General features: G+C 33.5%; 21 protein-coding genes, 2 tRNA genes and 1 CRISPR repeat array. Of the genes, 3 read left to right on the top strand and 20 right to left on the bottom strand.

Going from position 1 to position 19,403, the window contains the following annotated elements; genetic code table 11:
• Positions 1-43: 43 nt before the first annotated feature.
• Complete coding sequence (locus AAAY30_RS01965) at positions 44-217, top strand: hypothetical protein (RefSeq protein ID WP_499222341.1); 174 nt, start codon at positions 44-46, stop codon at positions 215-217.
• Positions 218-288: 71 nt separating this feature from the next.
• Here AAAY30_RS01965 and rpiB read toward each other — a convergent pair whose 3' ends face one another.
• The 14 genes from rpiB to AAAY30_RS01895 all read right to left on the bottom strand — a co-directional run bounded on the left by rpiB (position 289) and on the right by AAAY30_RS01895 (position 13,618).
• The gene (gene rpiB, locus AAAY30_RS01960; protein WP_022233957.1) at positions 289-741 is read right to left on the bottom strand and encodes a ribose 5-phosphate isomerase B; all 453 of its coding nucleotides are present in this window, start codon (positions 739-741) and stop codon (positions 289-291) included.
• Positions 735-1,445: a tRNA (adenosine(37)-N6)-threonylcarbamoyltransferase complex dimerization subunit type 1 TsaB gene (tsaB, locus tag AAAY30_RS01955; protein ID WP_295026826.1), complete on the bottom strand. Its 711-nt coding sequence runs from the start codon at positions 1,443-1,445 to the stop codon at positions 735-737. Before tsaB ends, rpiB begins: the two co-directional genes overlap by 7 nt.
• Complete coding sequence (gene tsaE / locus AAAY30_RS01950; protein WP_178585987.1) at positions 1,442-1,867, bottom strand: tRNA (adenosine(37)-N6)-threonylcarbamoyltransferase complex ATPase subunit type 1 TsaE; 426 nt, start codon at positions 1,865-1,867, stop codon at positions 1,442-1,444. Before tsaE ends, tsaB begins: the two co-directional genes overlap by 4 nt.
• Positions 1,867-3,534: a formate--tetrahydrofolate ligase gene (locus AAAY30_RS01945; protein WP_294655981.1), complete on the bottom strand. Its 1,668-nt coding sequence runs from the start codon at positions 3,532-3,534 to the stop codon at positions 1,867-1,869. Before AAAY30_RS01945 ends, tsaE begins: the two co-directional genes overlap by 1 nt.
• Before the next feature lie 170 nt (positions 3,535-3,704).
• Positions 3,705-4,462: direct repeats of the CRISPR family, unit length 30 nt; unit sequence ATTTAAAATCCAATATGGATAGATTTATAG.
• A gap of 185 nt (positions 4,463-4,647) precedes the next feature.
• Positions 4,648-4,926 carry a CRISPR-associated endonuclease Cas2 gene (gene cas2 / locus AAAY30_RS01940; protein ID WP_022234509.1) on the bottom strand — a complete coding sequence of 93 codons (279 nt, stop codon included), beginning with the start codon at positions 4,924-4,926 and terminating at the stop codon, positions 4,648-4,650.
• A 3-nt stretch (positions 4,927-4,929) separates the two neighbouring features.
• Complete coding sequence (gene cas1b, locus AAAY30_RS01935) at positions 4,930-5,922, bottom strand: type I-B CRISPR-associated endonuclease Cas1b (RefSeq protein ID WP_022234508.1); 993 nt, start codon at positions 5,920-5,922, stop codon at positions 4,930-4,932.
• A gap of 9 nt (positions 5,923-5,931) precedes the next feature.
• On the bottom strand, positions 5,932-6,429 hold the full coding sequence (cas4, locus tag AAAY30_RS01930; protein WP_022234507.1) for a CRISPR-associated protein Cas4: 498 nt from the start codon (positions 6,427-6,429) through the stop codon (positions 5,932-5,934).
• Positions 6,430-6,438: 9 nt separating this feature from the next.
• Positions 6,439-7,401, bottom strand: coding sequence for a CRISPR-associated helicase Cas3' (cas3, locus tag AAAY30_RS01925; RefSeq protein WP_499215599.1), 963 nt, complete (start codon positions 7,399-7,401; stop codon positions 6,439-6,441).
• A gap of 62 nt (positions 7,402-7,463) precedes the next feature.
• Entirely contained in the window at positions 7,464-8,645 is a 1,182-nt protein-coding gene (cas3, locus tag AAAY30_RS01920) for a CRISPR-associated helicase Cas3' (protein ID WP_499215598.1), read from the bottom strand.
• Between the two features lie 10 nt (positions 8,646-8,655).
• The gene (gene cas5, locus AAAY30_RS01915) at positions 8,656-9,720 is read right to left on the bottom strand and encodes a CRISPR-associated protein Cas5 (RefSeq protein WP_337781810.1); all 1,065 of its coding nucleotides are present in this window, start codon (positions 9,718-9,720) and stop codon (positions 8,656-8,658) included.
• A gap of 12 nt (positions 9,721-9,732) precedes the next feature.
• Complete coding sequence (gene cas7i / locus AAAY30_RS01910) at positions 9,733-10,617, bottom strand: type I-B CRISPR-associated protein Cas7/Cst2/DevR (protein ID WP_337781809.1); 885 nt, start codon at positions 10,615-10,617, stop codon at positions 9,733-9,735.
• An 18-nt stretch (positions 10,618-10,635) separates the two neighbouring features.
• On the bottom strand, positions 10,636-12,030 hold the full coding sequence (cas8a1, locus tag AAAY30_RS01905) for a type I CRISPR-associated protein Cas8a1/Csx8 (protein ID WP_337781808.1): 1,395 nt from the start codon (positions 12,028-12,030) through the stop codon (positions 10,636-10,638).
• Positions 12,030-12,770 carry a CRISPR-associated endoribonuclease Cas6 gene (cas6, locus tag AAAY30_RS01900; RefSeq protein WP_337781807.1) on the bottom strand — a complete coding sequence of 247 codons (741 nt, stop codon included), beginning with the start codon at positions 12,768-12,770 and terminating at the stop codon, positions 12,030-12,032. The genes cas8a1 and cas6 overlap by 1 nt, the downstream gene beginning before the upstream one ends.
• A gap of 635 nt (positions 12,771-13,405) precedes the next feature.
• Positions 13,406-13,618 (bottom strand): hypothetical protein, encoded by a 213-nt coding sequence (locus AAAY30_RS01895; protein WP_499222340.1) that lies wholly within the window; start codon positions 13,616-13,618, stop codon positions 13,406-13,408.
• A 454-nt stretch (positions 13,619-14,072) separates the two neighbouring features.
• On the opposite strand from AAAY30_RS01895, the gene AAAY30_RS01890 reads away from it, so the two are divergent.
• Positions 14,073-14,146: transfer RNA gene (locus AAAY30_RS01890), tRNA-Gly, on the top strand.
• 618 nt (positions 14,147-14,764) lie between these two features.
• Here AAAY30_RS01890 and AAAY30_RS01885 read toward each other — a convergent pair.
• The 4 genes from AAAY30_RS01885 to AAAY30_RS01870 form a co-directional block, all read right to left on the bottom strand.
• Positions 14,765-15,814, bottom strand: coding sequence for an acyltransferase (locus AAAY30_RS01885; protein WP_499215597.1), 1,050 nt, complete (start codon positions 15,812-15,814; stop codon positions 14,765-14,767).
• 73 nt (positions 15,815-15,887) lie between these two features.
• Positions 15,888-16,229, bottom strand: a complete 342-nt coding sequence (locus tag AAAY30_RS01880; RefSeq protein ID WP_499215636.1) for a TnpV protein — start codon at positions 16,227-16,229, stop codon at positions 15,888-15,890.
• Positions 16,217-16,471 (bottom strand): hypothetical protein, encoded by a 255-nt coding sequence (locus AAAY30_RS01875; protein ID WP_302191266.1) that lies wholly within the window; start codon positions 16,469-16,471, stop codon positions 16,217-16,219. Before AAAY30_RS01875 ends, AAAY30_RS01880 begins: the two co-directional genes overlap by 13 nt.
• A 510-nt stretch (positions 16,472-16,981) precedes the next feature.
• Positions 16,982-17,066, bottom strand: a tRNA-Leu gene (locus tag AAAY30_RS01870).
• A gap of 185 nt (positions 17,067-17,251) precedes the next feature.
• Between AAAY30_RS01870 and AAAY30_RS01865 the strand changes: the two genes are divergently transcribed.
• Positions 17,252-17,899: an HAD family hydrolase gene (locus tag AAAY30_RS01865; RefSeq protein WP_337782022.1), complete on the top strand. Its 648-nt coding sequence runs from the start codon at positions 17,252-17,254 to the stop codon at positions 17,897-17,899.
• Between the two features lie 2 nt (positions 17,900-17,901).
• Here the strand turns inward: AAAY30_RS01865 and AAAY30_RS01860 are convergent, their stop codons facing one another.
• Positions 17,902-18,090, bottom strand: a complete 189-nt coding sequence (locus AAAY30_RS01860) for a FeoB-associated Cys-rich membrane protein (protein WP_178480416.1) — start codon at positions 18,088-18,090, stop codon at positions 17,902-17,904.
• Between the two features lie 83 nt (positions 18,091-18,173).
• Positions 18,174-19,385, bottom strand: a complete 1,212-nt coding sequence (locus AAAY30_RS01855; RefSeq protein ID WP_337782021.1) for a cofactor-independent phosphoglycerate mutase — start codon at positions 19,383-19,385, stop codon at positions 18,174-18,176.
• Between the last annotated feature and the right edge of the window lie 18 nt (positions 19,386-19,403).

Below are 19,403 nucleotides of genomic sequence, written 5' to 3'. Positions count from 1 at the left end.
TACATACAAAACTTATACAACATATATAAATGGCTGATTTTGAATGAAATTAAAAAATATGCTTGATTTTGAAGGATATCTGACGATAACCAAACAGCCTGCTGTTTGGCGACTTAAACAAAAGAGTTTTCAAAACTATAACCCTTTAGTTCGTTTTACAGCATATTGGTTTCATCAATTTTTGCGTTCACATCATCAAGTTTATTTTCAAGCATAACAGACATAAAAAATATATTTGATGTCGTTCAACACCTTTAATTCTTCGTCGGGCATAAAAATCTCCCGAAATCAGTCAACCTTGAAAGTACCTGCCTCAATCTCATCAATCATAGCAAGACGCTTTAAGTGTCTGTCGCCCTCTTCGGGAGTATTGAGGAAAATTTCTGTAAACTTAACAGCATCTTCTTCGCTTGTAACTCTGCCGCCCATACAAAGAATATTTGCGTGGTTGTGTCTGCGTGTCATTTCAGCGCAAAATTCATTGCTTACAACTGCCGCACGAATACCCTTAACTTTGTTTGCTGCCATTGAAATACCGATACCTGTACCGCAACAAAGAATACCAAGCTCACATTCGCCGCTTGCTACTGCTTTTGCAACTTTATAGCCGTAAACAGGATAATCAACGCTGTCTGTGCTGTAAGTACCAAAATCTTTATATTCAATACCCTTTTCGTCAAGATATTTTTTAATTGCGCAGATAAGGTTATATCCGCCGTGGTCACATCCGAGTGCTAACATTTCTTTTCCTCCATTTTCTTTTTAAGTTCTCTTTCAGCCTGCGGCAGTCTTAAATACATCGGCATAAGTTCCGCAGCCGAAAGCACTTCTCCGTCATTAAATTTTTGTACAGCAATTTCTGCTGTTGATGACGCTCTTTGAAATCTTATACTGATTGGTGCGAGTTCAACATTTGGTAATAATTCTTTCATAGCATTATAGCAAAGCTCCGCACCGTCACCCACAAGTATAATTCTTTCGTCATAACTCTTAAGTTCTTCAGAAAGCTCGGCAACAGACAAAGCTCTGTCTTTGCAAAGTCTTTCAGGCTTTACACCGTCACATTTAAAAAGCGCATTATAAACCTGCGAACAGCGAGCGTCCATAACAGAACAGATTATCCCATTTGCAGATTGCAAATTATACGCAAGGCTTTCAAGCGTCGATACCTCTATGCAAGGCAAATCATCGGCAAAAGCAAGTCCTTTAGCCGCTGCAACACCGATTCTTACACCCGTAAACGAACCCGGACCGCAGTTTACCGCAACGGCGGTAATATCTGTTGTCGTTAGGTTTGTGTTTGCAAGCAGACTTTCAACCATAGGCATAAGTGTTCTGCTGTGAGTAAGTTTTGTATTTATAAAGAACTCACCTATTATTTTGTTTTCGTCACAAATTGCGGTTGACGCAGCTGTGGCGCTTGTATCTATTGCAAGAATTTTCATTGCAGATCAACACCTTCAATTTCAAAAATTCTGTCATCATCATTTTCGCCCTTGCTGATTCTTATTTTAATGCAGTCAGCAGGCAAAGCCTCTTCTATATTTTCGCTCCATTCAATTATGATTATGCCGTTGTCTATATAATCAAAAAAGCCTGTTGAATACAAATCGTCCCAGGTGTTGACACGATACATATCAAAGTGGAAAATATTAAACTTGCCAGAATATTCATTGACAAGAGCGAATGTAGGGCTTGAAACATTTTCTCCTGCACCAAGCGCACCGGCAAGTCCTCTTGTAAAGGCAGTCTTGCCCATACCAAGACCGCCAAAAAGAGCGATTACTTCCGTGCCGCACAACTTTTCGGCAATTTTTGCGCCGAGTGCCTCTGTTTCACGGGCATTATGAGTATTTACAGTAATCATCAGAATAAACCGTTAATTTTTCCTTCCTCGGTAACATCAATTTTCTCTGCCGACGGAACTTTCGGAAGACCCGGCATTGTCATAATATCACCTGTATATACAACTACAAATCCTGCACCGTTTGAAAGTGTAAGATTCTTTACTGTGATTTCAAAATCCTTTGGAGCACCGAGAAGTGTTGGGTCATCAGAAAGCGAATATTGTGTTTTTGCAATACAAACAGGAAGTTTTTCACCGCCGAGAGCCTGAATCTGCTTCAATGCCTTTTCGGCAGCCTTTGTATAGTTTACTCTTGAAGCGCCGTAAATTGTTTTTGCAATTTTGTCAACCTTTTCTTTAATTGTAAGGTCATCTGAATAAATAGGAGCAAAATCAGACGGCTTTTCGCAAGCCTCTACTACCTTTTTGGCAAGTTCTGTACCGCCTTCTCCGCCCTTTGAGAATACATTTGAGAGAGCAAAGTCTGCGCCTTTAGATTTACAGTAACTCTCGATAAACTCAAGTTCCTCTGCTGTATCTGTACCGAACTGGTTGATAGCAACTACAACGGGAACATTGTACTTTCTCATGTTATCAATGTGAACGCCAAGGTTTTCAATACCATTTTTAAGAGCCTCAAGATTTTCTGCAGAAACCTCTGCCTTAGGCACACCGCCGTTGTACTTTAACGCACGGCAAGTAGCAACAATAACTACGGCAGACGGCTTAAAGCCTGCATATCTGCACTTGATGTCAAAGAATTTCTCTGCACCGAGATCTGAACCGAAGCCTGCCTCTGTAATACAGTAATCGGCAAGTTTTAACGCAAGCTTTGTAGCACGAATGCTGTTACAGCCGTGAGCAATATTGGCAAAAGGACCGCCGTGCATAATAGCGGGGGTACCCTCGAGTGTTTGAACAAGGTTAGGTTTGATAGCGTCTTTAAGAAGAGCTGTCATAGCGCCGTCAGCCTTAATGTCCTTTGCAAAAACAGGCTCGCCTGCATATGTATAAGCAATAAGAATATTACCAAGTCTTTTCTTTAAATCAGAAATATCGTCAGCAAGGCAAAGGATAGCCATAACTTCAGATGCAACAGTAATTATAAAGTGGTCCTCACGAGGAATACCATTCACTCTGCCGCCAAGACCGACAACAATATTTCTCAAAGCTCTGTCGTTCATATCAAGACATCTCTTAATAAGGATCTGGCGAGGATCAATCCCGAGAACATTACCCTGCTGAATATGATTGTCAAGCATTGCACAGCAAAGATTGTTTGCAGAAGTAATAGCGTGCATATCGCCTGTAAAGTGAAGATTAATATCTTCCATAGGAAGTACCTGAGAATAACCGCCGCCTGCAGCGCCGCCCTTAATACCAAATACAGGGCCGAGTGAAGGCTCTCTTAGAGCGATTACAGCCTTTTTACCAATCTTAGCCATAGCCTGACCAAGACCTGCAGAAGTAGTTGTTTTGCCCTCACCTGCGGGGGTTGGATTGATAGCTGTAACAAGAACAAGTTTTCCGTCCGGCTCATTTTCCAAACGATTGGCAAGTTCGTCGGAAAGTTTAGCCTTATACTTGCCGTAAAACTCCAGCTCATCCTCTTTAATTCCGATCTGTGCGGCAACCTCTTTAATCGGGAGTAAGGTCGCAGCCTGAGCGATTTCAATATCACTTAACATATTGAAAATACCTCCGTTCAAATATATTTCTTTAATTATAACAAAACTTTCCCCCTCTATTATTCCAATAAGAAAATATATTTTACAATAGAATATAAAATACTCGGGTTTAATTGCTGCAGATTAGGTAATGTTACTTTGATGTATTCAGTTACAACGGATACTGTTGCGTTTAAAATCCAATATGGATAGATTTATAGTGCCACAGCAGGGATTGAGTTTTCAAGCTATTATTTGTTTAAAATCCAATATGGATAGATTTATAGTCTTTTCGCAATGCTTTTAGAAATTCATCACTTACACATTTAAAATCCAATATGGATAGATTTATAGCGGTTGTACGATCTGTCGCTGATAAAAATATTGCAATTTAAAATCCAATATTGATAGATTTATAGGTCACACAATCCTAATTCGTTCAAAGTACAACTTGCATTTAAAATCCAATATGGATAGATTTATAGTCGAAGGATACCACGCAAAGCATTACCGGAATAAACATTTAAAATCCAATATGGATAGATTTATAGTTCTTTTTCATCACTGCTCAAAACTTCTGATTCAGGATTTAAAATCCAATATGGATAGATTTATAGTCAATAAGCTCAATGCTTATCGGGTTGTAGAGAATATATTTAAAATCCAATATGGATAGATTTATAGCTTTCTTTGTCATAGCAAGCAAGTTGCTATACTCTTCAATTTAAAATCCAATATGGATAGATTTATAGCTTATCGTGTGTACGCAGACGGCAAGTGGTACAATGATTTAAAATCCAATATGGATAGATTTATAGAAAACCAGATATAAGTTTTGAACGATTAACAGTGCTATTTAAAATCCAATATGGATAGATTTATAGGCGGAGTCGACTATGCTTATACGGTGCTTTATGTAATTTAAAATCCAATATGGATAGATTTATAGCCGTGGGATAAAATGATAAGTAATCATCGGCATTTTTCTGTGCTGTTTTGTCGATATACCAAATATTTATCAAATACTACTGTCATTTCAATATATCAAAAGCAACTATACCGATGATTACTTGATTTTTAGGTTCTGTCAACCTGCCGGGGGTTTTGTGCTATGTCAGGTCGACAATAAAAGCGTTACAAAAAATTTGATGTTTTATCATCCGTTTTTCCAAGAAAATCTTTATTCATCCACCGTTCTTCACGGGTATGAAACATTATTACCGAATCCTTGTCTTTTCTGATATAAACATCAAGTTCTTTTTGCAAAGCAAGTGAGTTTGCTTTACTTAAGTTTCCTTCAAAAACAGAGTTTTGAATATGTACAAGATATTTTTTGCAAATCTTAAATACCTTTGGAAGTATTTTTCTGCCTTTTTCATCACATATTATATCATATACAAGAATTACATACAATATTTACCACCACATTTCAAAGCCTTTATATTCTTTTTCTCCTATAATGTGCTTTATCAGTTTATAAAGTTCAAGTCTGATTAAGAATTGATAAGAAACATTTTTATTAAGTTCTTTGTGAAAAATAGTTGTCTTTAATTTTTCGTCAAATTCAGATGTAATTATTCGTGACGCTCTTTCGGTAAGCTGCAAACCGTTAAGTCCTTCTACAAAACTGCTTTCTGTTATTTGTTTTCGATTAAGCAAAGAAAATATCAGACGATCCGCAATCAGCGGTTTGAAAATTTCCGAAACATCAAGTGCAAGAGAATATCGCCTTGTACCCGGCTGATGAAGATAGCTTATTGTAGGATTAAGTTGGGTTTTATAAATTTCCGCCAGAGTTTTTGTATATACAAGAGAATTGACATATGAAATAAGGCTGTTAATCATATTGTCGGCAGGATGATAAACTCTTTTATCAAATTCAATATTCTGATCAATAATTACATTCCACGCTTTGTAATATTCCTGTCGAATATTACCTTCAATTCCCATCAACTCTTCTATGGTTTCTACATCTGCAAGTTTCCTCCTCAAATTTTCAATAGCAGCCATTTGCTCTGACACATTCTTGCCTCTGCCGTTGTAGTATCTTAAGTTTCTGTAAATATTATAAGACGCAGCAACTATAAATTCTCTTGCTATTGATAATCTGTTTGAATAGTCGCCGTAAGCAAGCACTTGCTTAACCAAAAGCTGACCTGCAAGTTTTGTTTCCTTTGGGCAAAAACTTCCTATGTAAAATTGATAGTAATTGAAGAAATGTACAAGTATTCCGTATTTTGAAAATAAGTTCAGCAATTTAGATGTAACCGTTATTTCATTCATAATATAAATTTCTTTAATATTTTCTATCGGAAGATCTTTTACATTTCCGTCAATTGCAGTAAATCTTAATGTGTTGTCTTTTTGAGTTAAATTGCCTGACGAATATATGTAATAACTTTCCTGCATTTTATCACCTCAAATACAGCACAAATCATAGTAAGCACATGATTTGCAAATTCTTTTACTTTTAAATTTTGGCGGCAAAGCAGCCGATATAATTTTTACTATATCAGCTGCCGCACTTTCAAGCTCTCTTTCATCTTCTTCGCTAAGTTCAACATTAAGACTTTGCTTTAGCAAAGGATAATCAATTCTGCCTTTTATTCCCTCTACCCCACGCTTTTTCAGATAATAAAGATAGTATTTAAGTTGAGCAATACCCGCTTCCTCTATCTTTCTGCTTTTCTTTACCTCATGTAAAAGTTTATGCTCGGTAATAAAATCAATATTGATTGTGTTGTCGATCATAATATGTTTTTTCTTTTGCTTATAAGTGGTTTCATCTATAAGTTTTCCGATTTTGACATTTTCGTTTTCACTTTCCATTGCCAAACCGTTTGAAAAATACCACAGCTTTCTTTTACAAACATAGTAATAATAAATATGCATACCGGAAATATTATTTTCGTCCATAATCATACCTCATATAAAATTATCAGGTTCTCCGTTATCATCAGATTTATCTTGCTTTTGGGTTTTCTTTTCCTTATCAAATCTGATGCCGCATTCGGAATCATAACTGCTGTTAATAACAGGTAATTCAGTATATGGCATTTTTAATTTTTTTATTTCGTAATCGTCAATTCTGAATTTAGGTACGGAAACCGTGAAGCCAAGTATTTCTTCGTTTGCTTTAAGCTTATCATCTTTTGAATAAGTATCTGATTTTAAAACATCCAAAGCTTTTTCTATGGCACTCTCATTTTGATTATAAACATCAATCGGCACAGCGTCGCTTCTGTCAATACTTCTTATTCCATCTTTTTTAAGAGAGAGATAATCGACATTTTCTTTATAATATTTATAAATTTTACGATATTCTTGATAATATTTTGATTTTTCGATTTTTTCAACCGAAAGGTACTCATCTATAAGTTCTTTTTTAAGAACTTCAGAGATAATTCCGTCAACGCTTAAAATCGCTTGTTTTGACAACGAATGAATAGCATCGTCAACAAAACGATGTGCATTACCTTGAATTTCAGTAAATACAAAACAATTGTAAGATGAAAAGTCTTTATTACCCTTTCTGTTTACTCTGCCAAAGCGTTGGAACAGGGAAAATAAATCCGATAACTCGGTAATAAGAATATCAAAATCAATGTCAAGACTTGCTTCGACTACGGATGTTGAAATCCATATTTCAGGTATAGTTATACTTTCGTTAGTTTTTTCAGAGGCTGCTAAAATCGCATTTTCTTTAGTTTTTCTGTCATTTTTTGTAAAATTGGAATGAAACAGATTTACACTTGCGTTAATATCCGAATTTTTTATTTCGGTGTACATCTTATTTGCAATATCAATTGAATTGCAAACGACAAGATATTTTTTTACTTTATCGCATATTGTATCATCAAATATTTTTATAATATCGTCAGACTGCAAGTTTTTTTCATATACTTTTACATTATGCCTTAGTTTTCCTTTATCAGAAAAATCGGATGTTTTTACATCTGTTCCGAGTATTTTTCAATCTCGTTTCTTACAAACGGAGGCAAAGTTGCGGTAATTACAGCCACCTTACCACCCAAAGTATGAATCATCTCAATTGCATAAATAATTGCAGCCAAAACATCAGGTGAATACATCTGTATCTCATCAATAATAAACTTTGAATATGACGCTACCGCAAGTTTGTATTCATAACCTGCATATTTCAATGCAAAGTCAAATATCTGATCAGGCGTACAAATTGTAATCGGAAGTGCAAGCTGTTTACTGCATTGTGCATACGCAAAATCATAATTTTTTCCGCTAATTATTGAATCTTCCAAATAATAGGATTTCATATCGGAGTGAACAAGTGCCACTCTTTCCTTGTAATCTTCTTGCGAATTATCTCCGCAAAGCTTTTTAATTCTTTCGTACATCGCATTGATAGCTGTTTTTAACGGCAAAACGAAAAAACATTTATTGTCCCCGCACCAAAGCAATCCCGCCTCGGTTTTGCCCATACCTGTAGGTGCTGTTACAATTAAATTGCTGTCGGTATTTTTAATGCAAAATTCTTGCAATTCATTGTAATGTATATTTCGGGTATTTTTCCAATTGTTTAAAGAATCAGTCAAAAAATCGTTGACCTTTTCGCAGTCAAGACCTGCACTTGCACTGTAATCACATTTATGTAAAAGACCTTTTAATAAAACAGCGTATTGTTTTTCTTCATCAGAAAGTTCGGTTTCAAATAAAGCTTTGATTTTCTTAATATTTCTCTTCATTTTATTGTAAGAGTTTGTATCAAAGCCAAATTCAGCAAGGAATTTTTCTATAAGCTCACGGTTTTCTTTAAACACTGTAACAGGAGAGTCTTTGTTATAGTGATGATAAAGCACAGCAAAATATACGCTTATAGGTTTTATACATTCTGATTTATCAATAAAAAAAGTCGAAAGTATACTGTGTGGAATTTCTTGTTCAGGTTGAAAATTTCCGCCTTTAGTAATTCTTTTTTGAAATTGAGAATTTGCCTTACCGTTATCATGTTTTAAACATGAAACAAGTAAATCAGCGTATAAATCATCAGATTTTATATAGCCGAGCTTATAGAGCAGTTTTGCCTGCTCTATAAGCTCATTTGAATGTTGTCCGATTGTTTTGTCGGGTTTTGCAAGTTTATCTTCTATATTCATTACAAATACCTCAAGCTAAAAACACTGAATATATACCGTTCTCGGTTTTGTCAAGCATTATGCCTTTACAACCGTTTTCAATATAGTTAAGTTGACAGAAAATAATAGGTACACGATTAAACACTCGTTTTCTCATACCGCCCTTTAACTGCACTGTTTTGTAATCCTTAGGCATTAAATATTTTGTACCGCCTGTGTATCCGCCTTCCGTTTTAGAGATTATATCCATATCGTCTTTATTAATTTCGAGATACTCGACAGGCATATAAACATCAAAATCAGCTTCTCCGTAATCGACATCTTCGTCAACATCAAAAAGCTCTGTTTCCGCACACTCAAGCACTTCTACAAAATCCTCTCCTCTGCCGATTGCAGTAAGATTTCCGATATTATCCATAATATCATTCATAGTATTTTCATCTGCAACTATATGAATGATAAGTTCAATATCGCATAGAAGTTCATAATACTTAGGGCCTTTTGCAAGGGTTCTGAAATGGGAATACGGAACAGTATACTTTACCTTTTCGTATTCATCATACACAGCCTTTATATGCTTAATACGCTTATCAAATTCTTTTACTTCTTCGGCAGAAATATTTTCATCGGCTTTCATTTCTTTGAGCCGAGTTTTCATTTTATTAATGATTTTTTTATGCTTGTCGATTCTGCGTTTTGTACGCTTTAAAAAGCGGTATTCTTCAAGCAATTTTTCATTAATTACATTAATTGTAATGCCTTTTTCAAAACTGTTTCCTTGAGTATTTTGAGCAGTAGCCACAACCTGATATGCACTTGAAAGCATATCGGGATTTTTCATTTTCACAAGTATATTTCGATCATCTTCTACTCTGTTGAGAAAACAGTCGTCCTTATACATTTTTGTTTTTAAAGAACCGTACTTTCCCTGCACGCTTACTTGCATAGGATGATAAGATGTATAACCGCAAGCCTTATGAAGTGCTCCGATAACAGTTGAATACGGCGGTAAAGGAAATGTCATACGATTGTCTACAGTTTCTTCTTTTTTGTAATTTGCACTGTTTTGTTTTATATGAAGTCTAATTGCTTTCATATTAATTCCGCCTTACTCCGAAAAATACTCTTTAACCTGACCTCTGAGATTTTCAAAAAATTCTGTCATACTTACAGGATTAAGTTCTCTTACAATTTCATCCTCGTTTGAAAGCTCACCGTTACGCATAAGTGCACAGCTGTAACCTTGAGCAAGTTTTTCCTTAATCGGCTCTATAATAAGTCTTTTGCCTGAAACAGAAACAGCATTTTCAAAAATATGTGTTTTTCTCGGTGAAAGACCGCCTGCCACAAAAATCGGCTCTGCGTTATCAAGATTTCCCTTAACAACAAGTGAAAGATTTTCTACTGCGTCAATAAGAGCAATTACTCTTTCACACTTTTCGGCGTTATCTGCCTCTGCACCAAAGTTTTCGTCCTTACCGATTTTTTCGAGGTCAATTGTAAGACTGTAAATTTTAGATGACTTGTCATATTCATACTGATAAGGCATAAGGCCGCAATCCTTTGCATTGTTTTGAACATTTAAACCGTGCGCCTTAGCATAATTGGTTGCAAGGTAAAGGTTATTGTGAAAACGGGCATCATTAATAAACGGCTCGGTTGCAACTGCATCTGTAAGGTAAAATGAGCTGTTACGAATATATGTAGATCCTTTAGACTTTGTAAACATATATCCACCCTCAAGCGCACGGCATGTTGCGGCATTTATATCTTCATTAGCAAGCTTCTGCATTGCTCCTTCGTTTGATGTCTGTAAATCATCATAAAAACCCGACTGAACACAGATAGCGTTTTTAAGGCTCTCACGACTTCTTGTAGCGTACTCTTTTCCGCCTCTGAATACCTTTTGTACACTTGAAATATTACCGAGACTTTCACCGTAGTTGCTTGTCATATTTGCGATTACAGTTAATGTTAATGCTTTATTTTTCATAATAAAATCTCCTTTATATTAGTTATTTTTTGAGCTTACTTCATTTAATGCACTTGCAAAAGCAAATGCAAGATCCTTATTTTCTTCCGCATTTTCAAGAAATGTATAGAAAAACGAAAATTCCATTCCGACATAAGCAGACAAACTAAGTATAATCTCTTTTGCTCTGTCGTAATCATGTGCGCAAAGAGCACTGATTATTTTTTGCTTATACGAATTAATTTTATTACTGCTTTTCATTTCAATTAGTTTTTTGGAAGTTAAAAATCCACAACTTTTTGCTGACTTAATTTCATCCATAATATCATTTCCTTTCCAAGATACATTTATGTCTATTAGCATATCGGTTCTGCTTTTTATATAGCCTTTAACGGCATTATCATCAAAATAAAACTTAAGCATCATTAAAATTACATCGTCAAGAAACACATTGTTAAGGCAACGCATATAAACTTCTTTCTCAAGATTAAACCAATAATCATCATTGATTTTTTTGACAAAGTTTAATGATTTCCCCGATAATTCTCTTAACTTTTTTAATCTTTCAAGTCGTACAAAGAATGTTTCGTAATAAGCCTTATCCTGTGATTTTGATATAATTTCAACATCATAGCTTATATAATCCTTTGAATTTTGCAAAACAAGCATTAGTTTGTTTTTGTCGTCTTTATTTTCTGTATTACTAAGTTGATTTGAAAAAGCATAGTTTGTTTGAGTTAAAGACTTAACAGAAAAATTGTTATTCACAAAATAAGTTTCTCTCATATCAGAATTTGAAAAAGCAAACGGTATAAAATCAAATTCTAAAATATCATTGCTCTCAAAACTTTCCTTTGAAAAACAAAAGCCGAGATTACTTGTTTTTCTGTCTTTGTCAACATTGTAGCCTCTAAGTCTGCAAGTGCTGTTATCTTCGGTAAAAATAAGTCGTTCATTGCAGTAATTCTTATAAAGGTTATTGCCGTTTTTAAAGATATTTTTTATAATTTCCGCCCTGTTTTCTTCAATGGTTGAGATAAAAATATCTTTATTTGTTCCGTCAAATTTTATTTTGTCAAATAGCCCTTTAAGAACTGTTTTGCTCTTAACAAGGTCATTTACCAATTTAATTTGTTCTTCACTGAATTCTTGACTTTCGAGAATGTTTAAAATATTTTTGTGAGTCATATATTTTTCAAAATAGTTCTCTGCAAACTCAAGATATTTTTCTTCTGTTATATCTTCACTTTTGTAAATAATACCGTCAAAGCCGTGTATATAATTATCGGGCTTTTCTTCAACATCATAGAGGACTTTGTAAACAATTCCAAAGTAATCAAAATATTTACATAAACCGACAACGGCTGCCGCAAACCTCCAATCGGTAGGCTGCAACAAAGTGTCATAATCAAAGTAATCAATCTTTGTTTTCATTAATTCGGTTCACCTCCCTCCGATAAAATCTCGGCAAAGCCAAATCCTGCGGATTTTCGTGAACCTATACCGCTTTTCAGCAGATAATTAATAACCGATTTATCGGCATTAATACTAAAACTGCCTAAACTGCATTCAATGTAGTTTTTGTAGTGATAAACCACTGTTTTTTTTGCGTTTAACGGTTTAATTTCAAAGTTTGAAATTAACTTCTCGTCAAAACCGCTTTCAACAAGCTGCTCTTTAATTACCTGTTTTGCAATCTCCGTAAAATCCGGATTAGCAACAGAAATATACTTATCCGAATTATTCTCGGCTTTATGTAATCTGATACACAAAGGGCTAAGCATTTTCACAACAGAGGACGATGAAGTAACATTTTTTTCCGGCACAAGATTAACACTGACAAGTTTCATTTCGTTGCCGAGCGGAGCGGGAATCGGCTTGTCCTTTTGCTTTATAAAAGCAGACATAAAAATACATCCCGTATTATAGTCAGCTGTTGAAAAAGTAATGTTTAGTTGATTTTTCCCGAGTTGAATTTCCGTTTTAGAAAACTTCGGCATAGGCAGATTCACCGCAAAAGTAAAATTTCTGCGTTCCGGTGTAAAATAATATTTTTCATAATATTTTCCCTCGGCAATATCTGACAGTGACCGTTTAAAAAACGAAAGCATAATTCGTCGATAATCAATCGGCAGCTTATTGTTTTGCAAATAAAATCGCAATAAGATTTTCATATTTACCTCCATTTATTATTTTAATAGTATTAGATTTCGTTATTAGAGTTATGATATTTCACAACTCTAATTACAGTATAGCGTTCACAATTTTGTTTGTCAATACCTAATATACGTTTAAATAAACATTTTTAATAAATTATATCAAAATAATATTAAATTTAATCAATTTAGCACATTTGATATTTTTAATCAATTATGTTATAATTATCTAAATCTAACCAAAATGGATTTTAAACAATATTCGTTTAAAACTTTTAGTTTAATCTATCCAAATTGGATTTTGTCTTTACCATACTCTTTTGTCAAGGTGAACCCGTGGTATTTCTCGTTTTTTCCTCAAAAATCCGAACTTCACTTTGGCAATTTAGGTTTGTCTTTACCATATTATAACATTTTCACTGTACCATAATCCGTACTTTGAATTTGATTTGTAAAAAAGATAAAAGATAAAAGGCTCTCGATAAAAATTCGAGGGCCTTTGCTTTTTAAAATCATTTTTAGTTATATATGTCGGAGTAATGTTTATAAATTATGATTCACCGGAATATTTTGCACGGCAATTATAAAAGTTTGGTCAAGCTTTTATAATTGTGACGGTAGGGTAAACAAAATTTATCTCCATTTTTAAATATTTAAATCATTCTATGCTTTTTCCATCTGCCTGACAAATACCTTGCAAGATATGCTCCAGCACGAGCATACCAATCAACAAACATACCGATCCATACACCTAAAACGCCCATATCAAGAACCATAACAAGTATATAACTGCAAACCATTCTGAATATCCGCATTGAAATCATACTTACACCGAGTGAAAAGTTTACATCTGTACAGTTGCACAATTTGAGATATATTTCTTTGTATATTCTAACATAATAAATGCATTTATTTAAATATACAGATGTATTTTTAGTATATTATTACTATTAAAAATTAGCCGCTTGTATATATAATACTATTTGAGATATTATATTATAAATTTTTTATAAATGTGGCTTTAAATCGAAGTTAATATTAACTAACTTCAATATTTGGCATTTTCTGCTATTTTTCTGTGTTACCAACATTTTATAATTGATTATCAAAGATATAATAAGTTATCCTTCGGTAAAAATAATAAGTAAGTAATCTATATAAATGATATTATATATCTTGATGTATGTTAAAATTATAATCATCGTTAAACTTAGAGTTTAATATAAAACAGTTAAAATTTTCTTAAAATGTTTATAATCTGAAATTAACGCTTGACAAATATTATCTGTAATGATATAATACTATTTGTTGCAGAGATAAGCGGATGTAGTTTAGTGGTAGAACTTCAGCCTTCCAAGCTGATCGTGTGGGTTCGATTCCCATCATCCGCTCCACAAAAGGTGCTGTAAAGAAACAGCATATTAAAAAGCCGAGATTCACGAAAAAGTGAGTCTCGGTGTTTTTTTGCATGCATTGCTGAATATTGTATCCGGGCAATAATCGGTCGTTACCCTTATTTGCATTGGCAGTTATCTTTGTTCCGTCTATGTAGATATGCGACATATCCTGCTTTTCTTAACAGCAAGGTGTTTATTTAGAGCAATATGATGAAAAACCTAGTTAAATGTATATACCGGATCAGAAATTTCTATTATTTTTTTCAATTTCCGGTTATAATTTTAATTGATACGGTGTATAATGCACCTTGTTGATGTGGTTTTTCATTGATATTAAATTATATCACAAAAACGACTGCGTTCCTACCTTTCGGTTAGAATACAGTCGTTTTTTATTTGGGCTGTTTTTTACAGCTCCTTTTCTTAACGGTCGCCTTCAAGTCCCGTTATTAATTTACTTGTAAAACAAAAAAACAGATTAACAAAAAGCTAATCTGTTTTTATGGTGCCAACGACGTAGACATTTACAACTCGCCGGCTCTCTTGACGATTGATTAAATAATCCCTCAAGCTTAATTATAATTTATCATATAATCTATTATTTATCAAGACTATTTATACAACTTTCTTTAAAACCGGAATCTTACTAAGTATAAAAGAAATTAAGTATGCAAAAACAACTGATACTATAAATACTACAGGAATATTAATTAAAGCGAAATCAATATTGACTTTTTCTATAATCCTATACATAATTGTTACAATTAAAGCATGTATAGCATACATTCCTAAACTACATTTCGAAATGGAATTTATAATATTATTAGTATGCATATTTTTAAATTTATCTTTTATAATTACAAAAACTGCTACTGTTTGAAATAAAACATTAATATATAAATTTTCATACATATTCAAAGCTTTTCCTGTAGTAATTGAAAGTATATATGTTCCCATAATAGTTATCAGTACGCCAAATAGACCCAATATATATATTATTTTTTTATTCTTAAGTTCATAATTATTAATATACCAACCTAAAATAAAATATGTTGTAAAACCACCTACATATTTTAATGATAAATTATTTTCTATAATATCATTTATATATTCAAATAAATTACTATAGTTACTTCCTATACTAATGATTTGTGGAATTATATATGTAAAAATTATAGATAAAATAATAAAATACTCCACATATTTTTTATTAGTATCATTTACCCATAATCGTAACAATGGAACTATAAGATATAGTCCGATTATCAAATAAACAAACCATAAATGATAATGTCCCTTAATTAAAGAACCTATAATATTAATGATATCAATAGATTCATGTTTTATTATTATTGAACCTACTATTTTAAACATAAAACAATAAAAAACCGACCAAAAAACAAAAAAAACAACCATTCTTATTATATGTTTAATTATTTTTTGAGTTGAAAATTGATAGTTCTTATCAAGCATTAAAGCTCCTGATATCATAATAAATAATGGAACTCCTATTCTTGCTAATCCATCAAATATATTACCTACCCAAAAATTAAACGAACCAATATCTTTAACAAAATACTGTGCACAAGAATGAACCATAATTACCGAAAAGCAAGCTATTACCCTTAAGACATCCAAGTAAACTATTCTATTACTTTTTGTCATTTTATTCCCCCCTCAATTAAGCTATATTATATAATATTTTTTGACAATATGTCAATAATTTTTAAGAATTTTGTTAAATATAAATCAATTCATTACAAATTATTTCTTCAGCTTGATTTTTAATAGTGTTCATAGTTCCAACCCAATAAAGCATATCTGTATTTTTCATTTCTTCGGTTAAATCACTATTATCTTTTAGTTGTTTAATAATTTGTTCAACCCTTAATGTAGCTTGTTCTTGAATATCTTTTAGATGAGTATTTAATGTACCATCTAAAAACATTATTGAATAGTCAGCTTTTTTATGCTTTTTTAGGTAGTTTAATCTCATTTTGCCATATTTATTAAGAGTTATATTTTCTTGTTTTGGCATTGTAATATTTGAAATATAATAATCACCCTCTAACTTTCTAATTCAGATAATTTTATCTTTTTTGCTAGATTGGATATATAAACGTCATTAGAATAGTTAAAGACCAGAAATGTGGTATCTTTTACAATTACTCTATGTGGCTCAATATAAGAGATATTGGTTTTCTCAATTTTTCTTATACTACCATTAACAAAAGTAGGAGTAACCTTTGAGAACTCACATATAAACTCTAGTCTTTTCTTTAAGTTTTCCTCAAATAGTAGTTCTTCTTTAATTATCTTCATTTCAAGCACCATCCTTTCTTTTTAGGATATTGGATGATGTTTTTTGGCAAAGAAAAAATCATCCAATTTACTTGAATGATTTTTAATCTATCTGTTAGTTCGAACAGATACGTCATTGGTGCGAGTGACGTAGTGAAAAAAATAAGTACACTTTCTGCCTCGTTTGATACGGCTTGTTAAATTTATAAATATCATCAACGCTCTCCCTAAAAACAGTCCACCGGACTGTTTTCTTAACGGTCGCCTTCAAGTCCCGTTATTAATTTACTTGTAAAACAAAAAACAGATTAACAAAAAGCTAATCTGTTTTTATGGTGCGAGTGACGGAGTGAAAAAAATAAGTACACTTTCTGCCTCGTTTGATACGGCTTGTTAAATTTATAAATATCATCAACGCTCTCCCTAAAAACAGTCCACCGGACTGTTTTCTTAACGGTCGCCTTCAAGTCCCGTTATTAATTTACTTGTAAAACAAAAAAAACAGATTAACAAAAAGCTAATCTGTTTTTATGGTGCGAGTGACGGGACTTGAACCCGTACGTCGTGAAACACACGCCCCTCAAACGTGCCTGTCTGCCTATTCCAGCACACTCGCAAATATTGTCTGTTGACAACGATAAATATTATATCACCGCTTACTTACTTTGTCAACAGATTTTTAAAAAAACTTTTAATTTTTAACAATTTTATTTTTTACAAAACACACCTCATATTGACATTAATTTTAGAGTGTGATATTATCAGTTTGAAAATTTTTATAATAAATCAGGAGTAATTATTATGAAAAAAGCAATTTTATTTGATTTAGACGGAACATTGTGGCACACAAGCGATGTAATTCTTCCTATATGGAACGAAGTTCTTAAAAAGCATCCAGAAACTCAAAAGCAAATAACGCTTGAAGAAATGAACAGCTATATGGGCAAAACTATTGAGCAGATTGCAAACATTATGTTGCCGGAGCTTAGTGAAGAAAACGGCGTAAACATTATAAAAGAATGTTGTGCCGTAGAAGTTCCGTATCTTGAAAAGTCAGGCGGTCATTTGTACGATAACCTCGAAGATGTGCTTAGCAAACTTTCCGAAAAATATTTTCTCGGTATAATCAGTAACTGTCAGTGCGGTTATATTGAATCATTTTTGAAAGCTCACAAACTCGAAAAATATTTTTCTGATTTTGAAATGTCAGGCAGAACCCAACTCACAAAAGGCGAAAATATCAGCCTTGTTATTAGTAGAAATAACATTGATTGTGCTTTCTATGTTGGCGACACTATCGGTGATCAAACAGCGTCAAAAGACGCAAAGGTGCCGTTTGTATTTGCCAAATACGGTTTTGGCAATACAGAAAATCCCGACTACACCATTCACAGTTTTTCCGAACTTTTAGAAATCAGCGATAAAGTATTTGCAGATTCCGAAAAATAATATTAATTATCTTTTACAGAATTATTTTCTGTATTATCTTCGGTTTCGTTTTCTTTGACTTTGTAATAAATAATTGTCGGCTTGTGGGACTTACCGTTTTTTTTATTATGGTTTATATACATTATTACAAACACTACGGCAACAAGTGCAATTATGATTACAGCGGTTACAATTAATATAAATTCACGCATAAAAACATCCTCACATTTTTATTGATTAATTCAATTATAAATGTGAGGATGTAAATTTTTTAATGAATTATGTAGACGAAAAATTATTTTGTAAGAAAATAATTCATCATAGTAAAGCCTTTTTCAATATAGTTGCCTGTTTCTCTTGCTTCTTTTTCGCAGAATACTTTTACACCGCTGTTAATCTCATTTTTACTGTCATAAATAAGATACGGAACAGGAGTAGAAGTATGTGTACGGATAGAAAGCGGAGTCGGATGGTCAGGACATACCAAAACAGCAAAATCATCGTAACCCTTTAAAAATTCAACTACAGGACCGAGAATATGCTCGTCTATCATTTCAATAGCTTTTACCTTATTTTCAATTTCACCACGGTGACCGCACTCGTCAGGAGCTTCAACATGTACATAAACAAGATCGGCGCCGTTTTTAAATTCTTCAATAGCAGCCTTGCATTTACCGTCAAAGTTTGTATCAAGGTAACCTGTAGCGCCGTCAACATCAACACTGTTCATTCCTGCACAGATTGCAATACCTTTTAAGAGGTCAACGGCAGAAATCATACTGCCCTTTATACCGAATTTTTCACTGAAATTATCAAGTAAAGGCTTAGTACCCTCACCCCAAAGCCAAATTGAGTTTGCAGGGCACTTGCCTCTTGCTATTCTCGCCTGATTTACAGGGTGATCCTTTAAAAGGTCATAGCTCTTCTTCATAAGGTCATAAAGCTCGTCAACAGCCTCACCCTTTGGAATGTAATCTGTAATTACCTTGCCTGTAATATCGTGCGGAGGTGTAAGCACACCGGGATGCGGATTACCGTTGCTCCAAACAAGGCAATGACGATAAGATACGCCCGGATAGAAACGGAATACATCATTTCCGAGTTTTTCCTGAATATACTCAATAAGAATCTTAGCTTCTTCCGAGGAAATATCATCGGCGCAATAATCAAGAATTGTTTTATTTTCGTAATCTTCATCATCTGAAAGAGTAACAAGATTACATCTTAAAGTTACATCTGTATCCTTTAAATCAATACCGATGCTTGCAGCCTCAAGCGGAGAACGACCGCTGTAATATACGGCAGGTTCATAACCGAGTACGGAAAGGTTTGCTACATCGCTGCCGGGTTTTAAACCCTCTGCTACAGTCTTAACAATACCGACCTCAGCCTTTGCGGCAAGGCTGTCCATACAAGGCTTGTTTGCCTTTTCCATCGGTGTAGAATTTCCAAGTGCCTCGTTTGGCTCATCGGCCATACCGTCACAAAGCATTACCAAATATTTCACTTTTATCTACCTCTTTAA

The sequence above is a fragment of the Ruminococcoides bili genome (genome assembly GCF_040093295.1).
Taxonomy (GTDB): domain Bacteria; phylum Bacillota; class Clostridia; order Oscillospirales; family Acutalibacteraceae; genus Ruminococcoides; species Ruminococcoides intestinale_A.
The sequence above is the reverse complement of the archived record's forward strand: the minus strand, read 5'-3'. Positions and strand labels throughout refer to the sequence as shown.

Coding starts and splice junctions, on each gene's coding strand:
- AAAY30_RS01965 (WP_499222341.1), top strand. CDS start 44: ATGAAATTAAAAAATATGCTTGATTTTGAAGGATATCTGACGATAACC.
- rpiB (WP_022233957.1), bottom strand. CDS start 741: ATGTTAGCACTCGGATGTGACCACGGCGGATATAACCTTATCTGCGCA.
- tsaB (WP_295026826.1), bottom strand. CDS start 1,445: ATGAAAATTCTTGCAATAGATACAAGCGCCACAGCTGCGTCAACCGCA.
- tsaE (WP_178585987.1), bottom strand. CDS start 1,867: ATGATTACTGTAAATACTCATAATGCCCGTGAAACAGAGGCACTCGGC.
- AAAY30_RS01945 (WP_294655981.1), bottom strand. CDS start 3,534: ATGTTAAGTGATATTGAAATCGCTCAGGCTGCGACCTTACTCCCGATT.
- cas1b (WP_022234508.1), bottom strand. CDS start 5,922: ATGCAGGAAAGTTATTACATATATTCGTCAGGCAATTTAACTCAAAAA.
- cas4 (WP_022234507.1), bottom strand. CDS start 6,429: ATGGACGAAAATAATATTTCCGGTATGCATATTTATTATTACTATGTT.
- cas3 (WP_499215598.1), bottom strand. CDS start 8,645: ATGAATATAGAAGATAAACTTGCAAAACCCGACAAAACAATCGGACAA.
- cas5 (WP_337781810.1), bottom strand. CDS start 9,720: ATGAAAGCAATTAGACTTCATATAAAACAAAACAGTGCAAATTACAAA.
- cas7i (WP_337781809.1), bottom strand. CDS start 10,617: ATGAAAAATAAAGCATTAACATTAACTGTAATCGCAAATATGACAAGC.
- cas8a1 (WP_337781808.1), bottom strand. CDS start 12,030: ATGAAAACAAAGATTGATTACTTTGATTATGACACTTTGTTGCAGCCT.
- cas6 (WP_337781807.1), bottom strand. CDS start 12,770: ATGAAAATCTTATTGCGATTTTATTTGCAAAACAATAAGCTGCCGATT.
- AAAY30_RS01885 (WP_499215597.1), bottom strand. CDS start 15,814: ATGACAAAAAGTAATAGAATAGTTTACTTGGATGTCTTAAGGGTAATA.
- AAAY30_RS01875 (WP_302191266.1), bottom strand. CDS start 16,471: ATGAAGATAATTAAAGAAGAACTACTATTTGAGGAAAACTTAAAGAAA.
- AAAY30_RS01865 (WP_337782022.1), top strand. CDS start 17,252: ATGAAAAAAGCAATTTTATTTGATTTAGACGGAACATTGTGGCACACA.
- AAAY30_RS01860 (WP_178480416.1), bottom strand. CDS start 18,090: ATGCGTGAATTTATATTAATTGTAACCGCTGTAATCATAATTGCACTT.